Below are 18149 nucleotides of genomic sequence, written 5' to 3'. Positions count from 1 at the left end.
AATGAAAATACTATTTATAGAAGATAAAACAGAAGCAATACAAGGAATAGTTGATTTTATTAAAGAAAAAAACGAGTGGGAGTATAAGAATTGCACATTCGGTGATGCAGCTGGTAATTTAACTATGTATGATCCGGATTTGGTTGTTATGGATTGGATGTACGATGCAGAAAGCACTGATGAAGGAGATCCTATTTTTAATGCCATTTATGAGAGAGATTTTGTACCGATTATAGTTTTTTCTGCAATAGCATCAACTATATCGGATGCTGTGACTCATATTGCTGAAAACAATCCTATGATTGAAATAATACCTAAGGGTGATGAACAAGTAGTTATTAATAAAATTGAACAGTGGGAACCATATATTTTGGCTGTGAAAGAATCAAAAAGGGAATTAAATAAATCACTTTTAGCCTCGGCACGTGCTATGGCATATTTTTTTAATATTAGAAATACAGATGTAAATGTTGTTAAGTATATGTTAACAAAAAGGATACAAAATTCATTTTCTCACGTGGAGGAAGAGTTCACCCCTCCTGCGTGGATTGAGTATGAGTATCCGCCAATGAATGAAAAACTTATGGCGGCTGATATAATTAGGAAAAATGATGGGGATGATTCGCAAGTGGCAAAGGCAGCAAAGTATTATGTTATATTGACTCCATCATGTGATATGGCTAGAGCAAAATTAGATACTTATATTTTAGTGGCAAAATGCGAAAATGCTGGATCATTGTACAAAACAACTGCTGAAACACCAGATAGGGATAATGTAAAAAGAGATGTCAAGAAATATATCAATACAGGATATAATTATGCTAAGGTCCCGTTACCAGAATTGCCACAGAAGATACCTTATATGACGGTGAATTTAAAATCAATAGAACGACTTCAATTAAGTCAGATCGCACTTGATGAAAAAGAAGCTGACGGAAAAGATTATTATAGAGTTGCTTCGTTAAGCAGCCCTTTTCGTGAAAATGTTGTGTGGGCACACATGATAAATTCCTGTAGACCAGGCATGCCAGATAGGGATGTGGATGCGTGGGTGGATTCAATCGTAGAATAGGGGTATTGGATGAGAGATAGTTTAAAAGAAATGTTATATAAGTTCATTGATCAGTATGCATACGAACTATCTGCTGCTCGTGATAAGGATAATTTTAAGCGCCCATTTGGTGAACTTGTGAGAAGAGACATTGCGAATGAAATACAATCACATTGTGATGAAGAGATATATAAAGTGAAAGGGAGTGTCGGAGCAGGTAGGTGGACCGATGTGCCTTGGATTGCGGTTTTTGATAAGCGTATAACTACATCAGCACAAAAAGGGGTTTACATAGTATACCTTCTTAATAAGGATACAAAGGAATTATTTTTAACTCTAAACCAGGGAGCAACGGATATAGCACAGGGAGGAGACGGTTCCGGAAAGCTTGCCTTTACGGGAATTGCTACTGCAAACAATAGCAAAACAACAGAAAGCCTTCGGTTACGGGCAAGTAATATACGAAGTAAAATAGGTCAATTGAGTGGCTTACAATTTGACCCGATTGATACAGGATCTAAACCGTATGATGCAGGATGCATATATTACATAAAGTATACTTTGGAGACATTGCCTGAAGATGATGAATTATATGCTGACTTGTTAAAATTCATTGAAGCATACGAGACGTATTATGACAAAGTTTATGTAAAATTGGGGAAAAATAAGAATACGAAAGAAGGTGAAAAGTTGTCGCCGAGAGATCAGATCAATAAAATATCTGAATATATTAATGCAAAAGGATTCAAATATGATGAGAATTTATTAGCCAATTTCTATCTTAGCTTGAAGGCAAAACCGTTTGTCCTTTTGGCCGGAACCAGCGGAACCGGCAAAACCAGACTGGTTCGATTATTTGCTGAGGCAATAGGTGCATATGGTGATGGTCGTTATAAACAAGTGGCGGTGAAACCTGATTGGTCTGATTCTACGGATCTTTTTGGACATGTAAATTTGGATAATCATTTTATCCCGGGAGCAATTATTGAATTTATAAAAAAGGCTGCAGATGATCAACGTAAACTGCCTTATATTTTGTGCCTTGATGAAATGAATTTGGCTCGTGTTGAATATTATTTCAGTGACTTTCTTTCTGTTATGGAAACAAGGGATTGGGATGAACATGAGATAATTACAGACAAGTTGATTCCAAGGAGTTGTTATTGCGGGGACAAGAACGCAGAAGACCTATATTCGAATTTAATGATACCTGAAAATTTGTACATAGTGGGAACCGTTAATATGGATGAAACCACATTTCCGTTTAGCAAAAAGGTGTTAGACAGAGCAAATACCATAGAATTTTCATATGTTGATTTTGATTTGTCTGATGAGATTTTAGTGAAAAAACCTGAAGCCGTAGTTGTAGACAATGAATTTTTAAGAGCAAATTATTTGAGATTAAGAATAGATTGCGTCGATCAATGGGAAGATGTCATAACAATAAATGATAGGATATCTAACATAAATTCTGTTTTACAGAAGGGAGATGCACATTTTGGATATAGAGTGCGGGATGAGATAGTCTTCTACATGCTGTATAACAAAAAGTTTGGGCTGCTATCTGACAGAGAGGCGTTTGATAACCAGATAATGCAGAAAGTACTTCCGCGTATTCAAGGAAGTTCGGAAAAATTAGCAAATATTTTAAGGGAATTATTCAAACTTTGTGCTGGACCGTATGCACAGAAAAACGGACAGACAGACGCTCAAAAGATGGAAAATTATTTAATGGAGAACAACACGGTTGATTTCCCCAAAAGTGCTGAGAAAATATGTAAGATGCTTAGGAGATATGAAGACGATGATTTTACCTCTTTCTGGGTCTAATCAAATAATTGATGTGGTTGCCTCGGATATACGCGTCACTGTTAAGAGAAGAAAGGAACCTTCTCTTTCTTCTGATGCTCTTTCACAACAGCAGTCCAAGATTGAAATATGGGGTAAAATTGAAAAACTTAATATTGCGGGAAATGAGTGTGGTGTATCCGGAGAAAATTATGCTCTTGAGGAAACAGAACCTTTATTTTTTGAGCAATCGGATTATATCGTAAGCGCTAAGTCATTGAAAAACAAACCATTGTATTTTGAACATGCAAATAAGCATATAAGAGAAGCGATTACAACGGTAGATGATGATGAACCGAATCGCTTAACCGGAGTAATTAATTTCGGTAATGACGTAGGGTACTCAAATCTTATCTTTTATGATTCTTTGGGGAATCGTTTGTTAATTGAAATAGAGGTATTTCCGTCTAAACTTTCATATAAAGATGATTACGAATTGATTCGAAACGATATAAATGAAATGGTTGAAGGGGCGGTTATTGATTTCATTAATTCCACCTATTCATTAGGAACAACATGTGAATCAAGAACTAATGTGCCGGCAATTTTCTTTACGCTTATTAATCAGCTTTTTGATAAGTACTATAGAGCAACTAAGGTAATAATGCAATCTCCGACTCATAAATTGTTAAAAAAACACACAGTGGTTCCGAGTCATAAACTAAAGCAGACGGATAGCAAAACCATATTGTGGTTAGAAAAGCACCCGGAGCAGATAAGTTGTAATAACGGGAAAAAGATGTTTAACAGAGCTCTTGGGGTTCAGAAGACTATTACATATGACACAACTGAAAATCAGCTGGTTAAATTTATGTTTATAAACACTGTTAAGCAATTACTTAAGTTTAAACGCATGTATTTGGCAAGTTTTAAAGAACCTGATAAAATGGCGGATTCTATGGTGGTGGAAAGAATTGATGATATGGTATCTAAGATTAGCGTACAATTGAAAAATCCGATTTTTTCAGATATTTCAAGACTTAAAGACGTCAATACTATGTCATTGGTATTTCAAATGGCACCGGGATACAGAGAATTGTACAGATATTTTGAATTAATTCAGAGGGGAATATCCTTTAGTGGCGAGATATTTAGCTTTTCGGTAAAAGAAACCTCTACATTATATGAATATTGGTGTTTCATTAAGCTCGTTGATATTATGAAGAGAAAATATACACTTTTGGATGATGGCGGTAATATTATAAAAACGAGTAGAAAAGGGATTACAGTTACGATATCGAAAGACAGCAAATCGCGGGTGCGCTTTCTTGATACAAATACAGGGGATGTTTTTGAACTAATCTATAATCCCGGTGAGTACCCGTCGGATACAGTAAAACAAATTCCCGATACTGTACTTAAACTTACAAAAAGAGTAGGTGTTGAAGGAAAAAAAGCTGAATTTCAATATGTATTTGATGCAAAATATAAAGTTGAAATGAACCCGGATGAACATTATCCGGACAATGAAAAGAAACCGGGACCGAAAGTGGAAGATATCAATACTATGCATCGATATAGGGATGCAATTGTTGTAAAAGATGGAAATATTAGTGAAAAATTGATGTTTGGAGCATATGTACTTTTTCCGTACCCAAATGACGAAGAAGAGTATCGATCCCATCAGTTTTGTAAAAGTATAGATACGGTTAACATTGGCGGATTACCGTTTATGCCCGGAAAAACTAAAATAGCGGAAGAATTATTGACAAAGCTTGTTGGGGAATCAGATGCCAGTGCATATGACAAAGCAATTTTGCCAAGGGGAATTGAAGAAAAATTAGAAAAAGTTGATTGGACAAGGGAAGATGTTCTTGTTGGATCACTGGGATCAAGAGAACAATGGAAGGAATGTTTTAATAAAAAACACTACTATGTTCCGGTTGGAAGTATGGACGAAAATTATCATCAGATCGATTATATTGCAATTTATCATTCAAAAAAATTATTCGGAGAAGATGCAGGAGTTAGTTACTATGGTGAGGTGATAGAAACTGCCGTTGTTCCTCGAAAAGAGATTAATGATCTTGGCGGACGAACTAATCCGAGCGCTATGTGCTATAAGTTCACTATAAAGAAATGGGTAAGGCTTAATTCAAAGATAGAATTTGAAAAAGATTGGGTGTATCGACCAAGATACAGTAATTTCTTTTTGCTACATAACAGCAAATCTACCTTTGAGTTGTTTAATATTAGGACAGAGGCGGATTATAGATTAGTTTATGAACTCCGTAGAATTCGAGATAATTTGAGAGTTCAGGATAATGCAAGAGAATTGTTTGTAAAAATTAATGACACGGTATCGGTTTATAACGATGAACTTTATATTCGAATATATAATTCGGGAAGAGAGTTATTTAGAATCAAAACATCGTCATTTGTAAAAACGCCAAGTATTGTATTTGAGGGACTTAGGAAATATATAACATAATCGATAGGACAACACGACAAATATACTTTGCGAAGGGGAAAGTGCAATTGGAGGAAAATAAAATTTACGAAGTTTTAAAAAAAATCGAAATACGAATTCAAGGGCAAACGATATCAAAAGAAAAACTGTTAAAATCTTTCGGACAGTATTTAACACAGACATTTTCAAAACGAGATCATAATATCGGTCTTATCATGCATACAGGGTCGTTTTGTTTTGACGCAATGCTTGTGACGTATGCTATGATTTTTAACCTTATTTCCAATAAGGTGGAAACGGGAGATGTCGTTAATTCATTTTCAGAGGGGGATATAGTTTTATATGGCCAGAACAAGAAGAGTCGCTATTTTTTTGGCGGATTTGTAGATGGTAGTGAGATAAGAGCTGAAAGTGGTAAGAAATATATTAAACTTACACAAGGTGGTACTTCTGTAAATTATATACCGGAAAAAAGTTGGAGAAATATTGAACCTTATAATGGCGACTCGGTTCGGATGGATGGGAGAGGTATAAGAAAAAAGTCTTCACTAAGAGATGATTTTTTTGTGGAAGTATTGGGCTTTACAAAAGAAAACATTCCCAGTGTTTTAGATACGTCATGTGTTATTGTTGCACCTCGTGACAGGGTTGATTATTTAGTCAAAAATATTAGCTTGGCTTTTGGTAAAAAGAAAATTAGTTTATTGGAATTAGTAACGGCATCATATTTTACGGAAGAAGATGAGTATCGGTACGGTGGGAATACGGGAAAGAACGAACCCACACTTAAATTTACAGCAAAAGTTTCGGCTGCAAGACAATTACTCTTGTCAAGGCGAGGAAACAGACATTTAGGGTTAATAGTATTGGGAGAAGATTCTATTTCCAGAGGGTACTCGGAATTACACGAGTTAATAAATCGTAAATCACTTCAATATGTTTATATTTCTTCTTCAATAGACAGTGAATTGGCTTTTGAATTAACTTTGGATATTGAGGAAACAGAGGTTTTTGCATGTACAAAAGATTTCTTGTTGGAAAACAGTACTACTGATATTGCGGAAATTAATGATTATACTCTTAAACTTTCGAAACAAGTCAATACAATAATTGAAAAGGATAATAAATTAATCGTACTTGAAGAAAATGGTCTTGAAAAAGAAATTGTTTACGAATTTAAAAAGCACATTATTGCCATAAAGCGTAATGAATATACTACTGATGAAAAAGAACGTTTTATTCTGCTGGCGTATTCGTTAATGAAACTGTTTGTTACAGCACCTTTTCCAATGGATAGGTTCTCCGTAGCCAGAGAAAAGGGAATTATTGATGTAAACACTCCAAACGAAAAGATTAAAGAAATGGAAATACTATTATCCGAATTTCCAAAAGTCTTACAAGAAAAAGCCGAGATAACGATTCATTTACTGGAAAAGATATTAGAGCAAGAGGAGAAGATTACAGGTAAATACGAATGGTTACGGCGGTATTTATATTCACATGTTGGTGAAAAAACAGCAATTGTTGTTCCAAAGGCATATTATATAACTATGTTGAAGGGCTCAGGAATGTTTTCCGATTATTTTTTCAGAAAAAAATATTTTACTACTCCAAATAGATTTGATAATTCACAAATGTATGAATGTGTTATTGTGCTTGGAGATTATGAGGGAAAAGCATTCAATACATTCACGTGTAATGCTGCATCAACGATCATTTCAGTTTTGTATGAAAGTGAAAAAGCAGGATACTATTTTAAGAATAAGTCATCGCACAATAGAATTAATCAATTGCAGAAAAAATCGACGCTTATTGTTACCATGCAGGAGCAAGGCGAAGCAATAACATCTGAGGAAAAAGAGACTGAAGATTTTGAAAAGGAAATGGAGGAGTATATTTTCAATGCTGATATAACTTCTGTTAATTCGGAATATAGAAGTAATACGGGATGTGAGGGTATGGTAAACACCGCCATTGCTGTGGTAGCTGCTTTTGATGACGATACAAAAGCGTACCTAAGTAAGCATTATAAGGCATATGTACTGGATGAAACAATAGGTGTTGTAAAGGAGGTAGAAGTACAAGAGATTTGCGAAGGAGATTCTATAGTTTTTACAAAAAATAATGATGATACCAAAGATATTGTTACTTCGATTTTAACAAAGCTCTTTCAAGACGGCTGGTTGGATGATAGTTCAAAGAAAAATTACATAAAGGCTAATTTATGGAAAAATTCATTAGTTGACTTTATGCATGCACAAAGATTTACAGCAAGGAAAGTTGCGGAGTTATTGCTGAAAGATGGTGCAACCGTTCATGAGCAAACAATTTTAAATTGGCTTGATGAGGACTCGCACACAGTGGGGCCGAGAAATGTAGATTCAATACGACATATAGGAAATATTACCGGTGTTGACGAACTTAAAGATAATCCGGAAGAGATATTCGAAGCTTGTCGAGAGATAAGGTCAATCAGAAGAAAAATTTTGGACCAAGTAGGAACTGCAGTCGTTAATAAATTGAGCGGGAGGATTACCAAAGAGGGATCCGGTATGAATTTTATTTTTGAAAAAATAGATACTCTAGCGGAAATAAAGAGAGTAGAACGCATTGCACAAGTCGAAATGGTTGTTCCCGCGGGAATGGCCAACAGACCGATTTCTATTTAAGGGGGATATATGACAGACAAACAGAAGATGATAAAAACCAGAGATGAATATATCGATTTAGTAAAAAAAGAACTTATGGGACCGGGATCGGAAATTTCTATTCCCGATGAGGAACATGAGCTTATTTCAGATGCTCCCAATACGAGATATTCTGTAGGTGTTCTTTTTACTCAGAATACCAAAATGAATGCTGATAACAATGATGCGTCGCGTGTAGAGGAATTAGACAGTGATGTGCAGCCTGAAGAGGAAACGATAAAAATCGATAATGAAGAAGGATTTGTGAAACACCATCATGCAGAGGAGAACGCTGATGAAGAAAACCTTGATGAGGAGATTGGATTGGCCACACAAAATATGCCATCTTCCATGGGAATTACTTTCTTTATTAAAGGAGACTGTAATAGGGTTAATTGCAGCGTAAGCTTTGCAACATATAGAAAAGCATTGGCTATTGATTGCCGCATCCCATATGACAATATACCGGAAGATTATGAACTCCCAGAGGAACTCGATTATTGTGTTTATTTAGACAGAAAAGAAAAAACTTTACGGTTAACATCCGGAGGATTGAAAAGAAAATCTATAATTGCGATAAAAGAAAGAGATTTGCTCGGAGGGGATGAATACGGCATAATTACTATGATGTACAAACTTTCCGATCAGCTTGGAAAGGGATATGTCAGAGAACCGCATTATTGCGATGTTGAATTGGATTTTACTAATTCCGATTATATTGATCAAAATAAAAAGTTGGATGAAACGGGAGCAAAGATTACCGCACTACGGAGAAATATGGGTAATGATATATGGTCATTAACGATTATGTTTGTTAATGATGATACTGGGAAATCGAGCGCAAAACTTTGCCTTTTTCAGCCTGAAATAAGGATTAACAGCGAAAATAATGAATTTACTTTTGTTGAGTATGGAGAAAATGTTGATATCTTTGATTTAAATGATGAAGAACAGTCACTTGCACTTCAATATCGAAATAAAAAAGTATACGGAACAGGTCTCGGGACTTCGATTTCGTGGAATGTAGATGAAGTGGGAAGGGGAGAGGTATATAGTAATTATTTTCCCGTGAGTGAAGTTCCGTCTATGGATTTTAATCTTCCGTCAGATTCGAAAGTAACTAAAGAAGTATTGTCCATGAAGTACATGTCGGATTTGGTAAAAGATGAAAAAAAAGTTAAATGTGACAAACTTTTATTAATTGTAGAAGCTTATGATAAGTGGATAGAGGACATTAAGCAAAGGACAGAGTCTTTAGATGCAAAGTATCAGCATATTGCTGAAAAGAATATTTCCGGTTGTGAAGCTGCTTCCGAGAGAATGCACGAAGGAATTGAAATACTGGAAGCCGATGAACTATCGTGGAATGCATTTCAATTGGCGAACAGAGCTATGTTTATGCAACGAGCTCATTTAAAACTCCAAGAAAAAACCGCTGATGTAAGCAGATATCCTTATGATGAACAACTGACGGATTTGTTGGATAGAATAAATTATTATAACGTTGAAGAAATTCTGGAAGATCCATATTCATGGAGACCTTTTCAGATAGCATTTCTATTGATGAGTATAAAATCCATAGTTGAGGATAGCTCGAATGACAGGGAGCTGGTCGATCTGATATGGTTCCCGACAGGTGGTGGAAAAACGGAGGCTTATCTTGGACTGACTGCCTTTTCTATTTTTTACAGACGACTTGCCCATAAGGAAGACTCAGACGGAACTACAGTTATTATGCGGTATACGTTAAGACTTTTAGCGGCTCAACAGTTTACACGTGCGTCTACTCTTATTTGCGCATGTGAATATATCCGAGTTGATGCAACGGATAAAAAGCCGATCTACGGAAAATATGATTTGGGGGCTGAACCAATAACTATTGGCTTGTGGATTGGCGGTGATCATACTCCCAACAAAAATGTTAAGGCCAAGTTTGAACTAACACAGTTGTATAAAGCAACTGTAGAGGAATTGGATTATCAAAAGGACCGACATAATAAGTTTCAAGTTCTTAAATGTCCATGGTGTGGAACAAAGATGGTTCAAGATAAGAGAGGACATAAGAAGATAGGAGAATGGGGATACAGAATGAAAAATAATACTCATTTTGAATTATTCTGTCCTCAGGAAGCATGTTTTTTTAATATACAAGGAAAGTTGCCAATACAGATTGTTGATGAAGAATTGTATCAAAATCCGCCGACATTATTGTTTGGAACAGTAGATAAGTTTGCCATGCTACCTTGGAATCCCAGAATAGGTGTGTTTTTTGGAATTGGCAGAAAAAATAGAGCTCCCGAACTTATTATTCAAGATGAATTGCATTTAATATCAGGTCCGTTAGGTACAATGGTTGGGCTATATGAGGCGGCTATTGATGCTATTTGCAGCAGCAAAGGGAACAAAACCAAAATTATAGCGTCAACAGCTACTATCAGACGTGCTGCAGAGCAATGTTCATCGCTGTATGACAGAGAAGTTTGTCAATTTCCACATCCGGGAATTGACGCAGAAGACTCTTTTTTTGCAAGAGAATCAGTAATTGATTACGAAAAAGGGGTATATGGAAGAAAGTATGTTGGATTAATGCCGTCAGGTAAGACAAAGGCAATGATGGAGATTAGGTCTATAGCAGCATTACTTCAGAAAATTCATACAATGAATTTACCGGATGAAATTAAAGATAAATATTGGACACTTACTGTATATTTTAATAGTTTGAAAGATTTAGGAAAGTGTTCAACGCTTGTTGATGATGATGTTAAAGATTTTATTAAACGAATGGCGTATCGTTTGGGAACAAATAAAGATGCTCGAACTATTACTAATGCGGACGAATTGACAAGTCGTGTATCTACTACTCGTTTAAATGAAACTTTAGATAAACTCGAAAAACTTACATACAGTAAAGAAAACATTGAAAACAAAAGATGGCCATCAAATATTTTGTTGGCTACAAACATGATTTCCGTTGGTATAGATGTGGCACGATTGAATGTAATGCTACTTGTCGGGCAACCTAAGCTGACAAGTGAATATATTCAAGCATCGAGTCGTGTCGGAAGATCATATCCGGGGGTAGCTTTTACTATGTATGATGGCTCTAAGAGTAGGGATAGATCACACTATGAACAGTTTGTGGGATACCATGAATCTTTTTACAAACATGTGGAGCCGACGGGGGTTACACCTTTTTCAAAACCAGCAAGAGACAGAGCACTACATGCTATTATAATTGCTTTACTGAGACAGTTGGTTCCGGAATTAACTCCAGAGAATGCTGCGGGAAAATTTACTCGTGAAAAATATAAGAAGGAGATCGATTCGATTGTTGAATATATTGTTACCAGAAATAATGATATTATCAGCAAGATAAATCCCGGAACTGATACCGAGGAAAATGAAATTCGAGAGGAAATAGCTGTATTTTTAGATGGCTGGGAGAATCTAGAAGAAGGATACGAAGATGATCATTTCTTTTATGGTGAAAAGTATATGATTAACTATCCTGAAGACGGTGATGCTAGGCTGATGAAAGCATATAACACCAGTAAAAATGATAATGCATTTGATACCATGACATCCATGAGAAATGTCGATATTTCGGTTGGAAGCAGCGTATTAATATGGAAGGATTAAGAATATGGACTCTGAATATGAAAAAATTCAATTAAATAAAATCACACATTCGGTAAGAGCGTCCCAAGCGGTTCTTCAATACGGAGTCGGCGCAATGGTTGACTTCCCGGAGCAGACGTTAATGACTGCCGCACCTGAAACATGGGAAGGAAATGTGGTTGAGATACATGATGAACGATTGGAAAAAGTGCTTCATGTTGATTTCTTTGGGATGCCGGGAAGCAAGGATGACGGAAGATATCAGAGCGGTATTGCATATGCAAGATTTCCGGAGTGGTATTTTTGTCCTCGTTGTAGATCTTTTAAACCCCTGAAAGATTGGATACAGGAATATAATGCCAGCCCCAAATGTAAAAAGTTGAATGCAAATGATCCCTATATGGTTAAAAATTTAAAATGTCCATCGTGTTTTCAAGAGTTGGTGGTAGCACGTATCATAGTTGCCTGCGGACACGGACACATTGATGATTTCCCTTGGATAAAGTGGGTTCATGCCAAAAATCTTTTCGGAGCAAAAAAAATCTGTGAAAATCCAAGACTTAGGTTTACAACAAGTGCTTCATCGACAGAGGGATTGGAAGGCCTAACAATTACATGTGAAAATTGTCATGCAAGAGCAACACTTAAGGGAGCATTTGATAAAAATGCGTTAGCGAATCTTGATAAGGCTACAGGATATGAATATGGGTTTGCGTGTACAGGACGGCATCCCTGGAAGAATACAAAAGAATTTTGTGAAGAATATCCGCATGTTTTGCAGCGTGGTGGATCTTCGGTATATTTTCCGATGATTGTCAGTTCGCTGGTGATTCCGCCTTACTCGAGTCAATTGACAGCGAAAATACAGAAAAGTGTTTTTTTCTCCGACTTAAAAAAGGCAATAACCGAATCGATAAAAACATTATCCGATATGAGGATTGAAACTTCACAGGAAATGAAAGAAAAAGTCATTTCACAGAAGATCAGTGAATATGCCTCAAAAATAGGGCGAGATATAGGACAAACAGAAGATGCTATAAAACCTATACTGATGAGAAGATGGAGTAACACAGCTGATGATAACTACACTACCACAGGTGTTAAATACAGAGCAGAAGAGTATGAAGCTTTAAGCGGAGAAGTGGTACAAGAGGATAAAAACGGAGAATTCATACGTGAAGCTACATATGTGGAACAATTTGGTTTGCCGTGTGTAAAAAATATATCTTTGATTCACAAGGTAAGAGAAGTTCAAGCTTTAGTAGGTTTTTCGAGACTGGAACCATTGGACGATGATAATTCGAATAATGGCGGAAAAATTAAGAAGGTTTTGATAAAAGAGGATAGTACGAATTGGTATCCCGGATATGATGTTCGCGGTGAAGGTATTTTTATAGAGTTGGATGAGGATGCCATTGATGCATGGAGAACAAATAATATCGGAGTACAACGTCGTGTTGATCATCTTAATGAAAATTATGCTAAATCGTATTATGGAGATATTCGCCCCAGAACTATATCTGCTAAATTCCTTTTGTTACATACACTGTCTCATTTGCTAATGAAACAACTGAGTTTTGAATGCGGATATAGTATAGCATCAATTAAAGAAAGAATCTATTGCAGTGAGGCCTCAGAAGGGAAAAATATGTCAGGTATTTTGATTTATACGGCAAGTGGTGACTCAGAGGGAACTATGGGAGGACTCGTCCGGCAAGGAAGACCAGATACATTTCCTACAATTTTTAAGAGAGCTATAGAAAGTGCTATGACTTGCTCGAATGATCCGGTGTGTAGTTTAAGTATGGGACAGGGACGAGATTCTCTCAATTTGTCTGCTTGTTATGCCTGTACTCTCGTGCCTGAAACAAGTTGTGAGGAATATAATGTGTTTTTAGACAGAGGAGTAATAGTTGGAACTTACGAAGAACCGGAAATAGGGTTTTTCTCACACTATATTTATCAAAAAGAAAATGCGACAGTGTTAAAAAAGGGGGATGAAGAAAAAAACGAGAGAAAGAATCAGCTTCTTATAACTGAAGTGGGAATGGATTTGAAAAATGTAGATTATACCGATGTATGGAGGAATATGCTTCAGTTTTCTTTGAATAAGCATGAAAAAGAAGTGATTAAAGAAATGATTTCCAAAGCAGAAGAGTATCAGAACAGTGAAAAGCCATATCAAGCAGGAACTTTTCAAGTGTTGGGAGACTCGAACTACTATAATGTCGACCTGTATTGGCCCGAAACTAAAATAATGATATTTGGAGCTGAGAATGATGAAGAGTATACTATAGCAGCAAAAAGCGAGTGGAAGTGTTATTATTTGGGCTCCGAGGATGTTAATGCTGATAGTATATTGTCTGCGTTGAAGGAGAAATGATATGGCAATAATGATACCGGAAATGCCGAGAGATTATGATCCGGTCAGTTTGGAAGGAGCTATGTTTGATGCACTGAAGAAATTACCGGAAGATTATTATATTGTACATTCTTTTAAGAATGTATATGTAGAAGAAAATGTACTTCATGAGGGGGAGGCAGATTTTGTTATTTTCAACCCAACAAAGGGGTTGCTATGTATAGAAGCTAAAGCGGGCGCTGTAAATTATGAGGACGGATATTGGAAATATGCAAGTGGTCATATTATGAAACACGGAGGCCCTTATAATCAGGCAGCAGGAAATAAGTGGGATTTATTGAATACTGTACAAAACAGTGCATTAAAAGATATTGTCCCGAGATGTAAGTTTTTACATGCAGTTTGGTTTCCATCAATTTCAAAAGAAAAAATGCGTGGTATTAAATTCCCCAAAGAAGCAGATCGGCAGATTACACTTACTATGGAAGCACTGGAAAATCCGGAACCTTATATTAGTGCGATATTTGCTATTGAGCTTGAAAATCATATTAAGACAGACTTAAGCAGCCAAGATGTAAGACGTATTATCAGAGAGATTATATGTCCAGAGTTTAACATCTTTCCATCTAAAAGTTTTGACAGTGATTTAAAGAAGATTGTCTTTCATAGATTGCTAAAGGAGCAGGAAGGACTGTTAAATTATTTGGTTGAGCAAAAATCAGCGGTTATTAACGGCGCAGCGGGAACAGGAAAAACAATGATTGCTGTTGAAAAAGCAACCCGACATGCTGTTAACGGAGAGAGAGTTTTGTTCCTTTGTTACAATGTTATGCTTCGAGATTATTTAGACAGTGAATATCATCATGAGATGATAGATTATATGACAATAGATAAATTCGCGTGTAAAATTGGAAAGACAGAAGAGCCGAATTATCAAATTACGGAAGAAAGAGTTTTGGATATGTACATTTCGGGTGCATTTCCATATAGACATGTGATTGTAGATGAAGGCCAGGATTTTGGACGCGAGGAAATAGAGGAAGCTAATTTGCTTCAAACAATTCATGATGCTGTTATTGATAATGATGAGGTAGAAGGCACGTTTTATGTATTTTATGATCGGCTACAACTTATTCAGGCCTCTCGAATTCCGAAGTATATTAGTGAAGCCGATTGCAAACTAACATTATATAAAAATTGCAGAAACACAGAAAATATTGCGATAACATCATTGAAACCGATATCACAGAGAACCCCCAAACTGTATGATGGGGCAATAAAAGGTGTACCGGCAAGAATACATTTCAGAGAAGATTCGCAGGAAGCTATAGAGAGAATCGAAACACTGATAGATGAATTAAAGAATGAAGGTATTACGGACGTTGTCATTTTGACTTGTAAAAGTGAGTTTAAGAGTATCCTTAAAGAGAATAGTGATAATGGTACTTTCAAGAAAAAAGTTTTTACAACATGTAGAAAATTCAAGGGTTTGGAGGCGGATGCAATTATTCTTATAGATGTCGATGAGGATACTTTTGGCAGTGAAGCTGTTCAACGTTTTTATGTTGGTGCTTCACGAGCCAGACTTCGCTTGGAAATAGTGACGACAATGACAGATGAAAACTGTGAGAAAGTTCTTCGGGAAGTAGTTGACTACAAAAAGAAGATTAAAAATGCTAAAAGAGAATTGGCATTAGCGTTTAATGCAATGCCAATTATAGAGTGAAACCGGTTGTAAATATGACGGCTCCTTTTTTCAAAAAAGGGTTGATATATGTTGCGCAGTATTGCTTGAAAGGAACGAGGCAGTATGAAAACCATTCGCGTAGTCGCAGCCGTGATCTGCGATTCCATAGAGCACAAAACCAAGATATTTTCCACCGCGAGGGGCTACGGAGAATTCAAAGGCGGCTGGGAATTTCCCGGTGGGAAGATCGAAGCCGGGGAGACTTCACAGCAGGCAGTTGTCAGAGAGATCCGGGAGGAACTGGATGCCACGGTTAAGGTCGGAGACCTGATAGATACCATAGAGTACGATTACCCGGCATTTCATTTATCTATGGATTGTTTCTGGTGTGAGGTCGCTTCAGGAGAGTTGAAGCTTCTCGAGGCGGAGGCCGCCAGGTGGCTGACGAAGGAGGAACTGGATTCTGTGCAGTGGCTTCCGGCGGATGTGACATTGATTGATAAGATCAGAAAGAGTATGGAGTAGGCGTACAGCCGACGAAGAGGTAGTAACTATGCTATATAAATTGAACCCAAACAAGCAGGATTATACGAAAGTAAAACGTGTCACCTTAGCGGAGATCGGCTGGAAAGAACTGGATTTGCAGCGTCTGATGTCTTCGCATATTCAGGATTTTATTTATTCCAACGATCTGCTCACGATTTTCAATGAGCGTCCGAGGCAGGAGGAACCGGACATTCTTGCGATTGACAGGAATGGGGATTTATATATTCTGGAACTGAAGAGATGGAGCTCGGATAGGGAAAATCTCCTGCAGGTGCTTCGGTATGGACAGTTATATGGCAGCAGCAATTATGATGAGTTGAATGAACTGTTTCAGAAATACAGCAAATCCAATGCAGAGTTGTTGGAGATACATAAGCAGTATTTCGATCTTCCGGATGATAAAGCATTGCGCAAGAGTGATTTTAACATGCACCAGCATTTCCTTATTGTTACCAACGGACTTGATCAGAATACAGTAGATGCGATCAGATATTGGAAGAACAACGGCTTGAGTATCGATGCTATTATTTACTGGGTGTTTGAGATCAATGGGGAACATTATATTGAGTTCAATATGTATTCTCCCATCGAGGGTTATCTGGAGTATGAAGGGAATAATTATGTTTTAAATACCAACTATTCCAATAATAAGATTCACACGGATGATATGATAAACGAGCAGAAGGCAGCGGCTTATTATCCGGGCTGGAGAGAGAAGATCGGAAAGCTCCAGCGGGGAGACACTGTTTTTTTATACAAGAGTGGCTATGGCATTATCGCATACGGTACAGCGGACGGAAAACTGGAGAAGAAGGACTGCGATGGTTATAAGGATTATGAGTATTACATGCATCTGGATGATTTTACGGTTCTGAAAAAGCCGTTAAGTGCATCGAAGATGAAGGAATTAACGAAGCAGGGATTTCCGTTTCGGACGACGATGTTTTACATGAGTGAGGAATGTAAAGAAATCATTATGAAGGAGATTAAGAAAAATTATTTATAGACAATGTATATAGAAATGCAGAGAAAATGAAACTTTATGATTTGCGGTAGGTGAAGCAGATGAATATACAGATTTTTGGAACCAAGAAATGCAATGATACCAAGAAAGCAGAACGTTTCTTCAAGGAACGTGGCATAAAGTATCAGTTCATTGATATGAAAGAAAAAGGCATGAGCAAGGGAGAGTTTACTTCTGTTGCACAGGCTAATGGCGGTCTTGAAAACATGATTAACTGGGATGGAAAAGATCAGGATATACTTGCTCTTATTAAGTATATTGCAGACGAAGATAAACTGGAAAAGGTACTGGAGAATCCGCAGGTAATTAAAACACCGGTAGTAAGAAACGGAAAGCAATCTACACTTGGATATCAGCCTGATGTATGGAAGGGATGGAATTAATGGTAAAGAAGATAATGCATGATCCGCTATTCCTGGCACAGAAGTCAGTGGATGCAACAGAGGCAGATAAACAGATTGTGACTGATTTGCTTGATACACTTAAGGCAAATTTAGAACACTGTGTTGGTATGGCTGCCAATATGATTGGAGTAAAAAAGAATATCATTGTAGTAGCAGCCGGACCATTTCAGTTTGCAATGATAAATCCGGTAATAACAAAGAAATCCGGAGCATATCAGACTGAGGAAGGATGTCTTTCTCTGGAAGGTGTAAGACCATGTACGAGATATCAGGAAATAGAAGTGGACTATCTTGATCAGAACTTTAAGAAACAGCATGGAAAGTATTCAGGTTGGACAGCACAGATTATTCAGCATGAGATTGACCATTGCAATGGAATTGTCATATAAAGGGATAATATCTTTTAGGAGCGAAAAACATTATGGAAAAGGAGATAAAAAGAGACTATTATCTGGACCATCTCATCGAAAGCGGAGTGGATGAGCAGAATTACAATATTTTCAAACATGAGA

General features: G+C 36.9%; 11 protein-coding genes. All 11 read left to right on the top strand.

Annotation, left to right across the window (positions count from 1 at the left end; genetic code table 11):
* The first annotated feature begins 1 nt into the window (after position 1).
* The 11 genes from ACTRDR_RS00555 (at position 2) to ACTRDR_RS00505 (ending at position 18026) form a co-directional block, all read left to right on the top strand.
* Entirely contained in the window at positions 2-1072 is a 1071-nt protein-coding gene (locus ACTRDR_RS00555; RefSeq protein WP_440525765.1) for a hypothetical protein, read from the top strand.
* A gap of 9 nt (positions 1073-1081) precedes the next feature.
* The gene (locus ACTRDR_RS00550; protein ID WP_440525764.1) at positions 1082-2881 is read left to right on the top strand and encodes an MrcB family domain-containing protein; all 1800 of its coding nucleotides are present in this window, start codon (positions 1082-1084) and stop codon (positions 2879-2881) included.
* Positions 2847-5330 (top strand): DUF2357 domain-containing protein, encoded by a 2484-nt coding sequence (locus tag ACTRDR_RS00545; RefSeq protein ID WP_440525763.1) that lies wholly within the window; start codon positions 2847-2849, stop codon positions 5328-5330. The genes ACTRDR_RS00550 and ACTRDR_RS00545 overlap by 35 nt, the downstream gene beginning before the upstream one ends.
* A 47-nt stretch (positions 5331-5377) precedes the next feature.
* Positions 5378-7978, top strand: a complete 2601-nt coding sequence (locus tag ACTRDR_RS00540; protein ID WP_147353686.1) for a DrmE family protein — start codon at positions 5378-5380, stop codon at positions 7976-7978.
* Positions 7979-7987: 9 nt separating this feature from the next.
* Entirely contained in the window at positions 7988-11635 is a 3648-nt protein-coding gene (locus ACTRDR_RS00535) for a helicase-related protein (RefSeq protein WP_440525762.1), read from the top strand.
* Between the two features lie 4 nt (positions 11636-11639).
* Positions 11640-13997: a DrmB family protein gene (gene drmB / locus ACTRDR_RS00530; RefSeq protein ID WP_440525761.1), complete on the top strand. Its 2358-nt coding sequence runs from the start codon at positions 11640-11642 to the stop codon at positions 13995-13997.
* Between the two features lies 1 nt (position 13998).
* The gene (locus ACTRDR_RS00525; protein WP_440525760.1) at positions 13999-15702 is read left to right on the top strand and encodes an ATP-binding domain-containing protein; all 1704 of its coding nucleotides are present in this window, start codon (positions 13999-14001) and stop codon (positions 15700-15702) included.
* An 84-nt stretch (positions 15703-15786) separates the two neighbouring features.
* Positions 15787-16188, top strand: a complete 402-nt coding sequence (locus ACTRDR_RS00520) for a (deoxy)nucleoside triphosphate pyrophosphohydrolase (protein WP_440525759.1) — start codon at positions 15787-15789, stop codon at positions 16186-16188.
* Positions 16189-16216: 28 nt separating this feature from the next.
* Positions 16217-17215, top strand: a complete 999-nt coding sequence (locus ACTRDR_RS00515; protein WP_440525758.1) for a hypothetical protein — start codon at positions 16217-16219, stop codon at positions 17213-17215.
* A gap of 59 nt (positions 17216-17274) precedes the next feature.
* Positions 17275-17616 carry an arsenate reductase family protein gene (locus tag ACTRDR_RS00510; protein WP_440525757.1) on the top strand — a complete coding sequence of 114 codons (342 nt, stop codon included), beginning with the start codon at positions 17275-17277 and terminating at the stop codon, positions 17614-17616.
* Positions 17616-18026 carry a peptide deformylase gene (locus tag ACTRDR_RS00505; protein WP_154497544.1) on the top strand — a complete coding sequence of 137 codons (411 nt, stop codon included), beginning with the start codon at positions 17616-17618 and terminating at the stop codon, positions 18024-18026. Before ACTRDR_RS00510 ends, ACTRDR_RS00505 begins: the two co-directional genes overlap by 1 nt.
* The last annotated feature ends 123 nt before the right edge of the window (positions 18027-18149 follow it).

Source organism: Simiaoa sp., from assembly GCF_051972595.1.
Classification (GTDB): Bacteria; Bacillota; Clostridia; order Lachnospirales; family Lachnospiraceae; genus Acetatifactor; species Acetatifactor hominis.
Note: the sequence above shows the minus strand (reverse complement) of the source record. Positions and strands in the feature narration are given on the sequence as shown.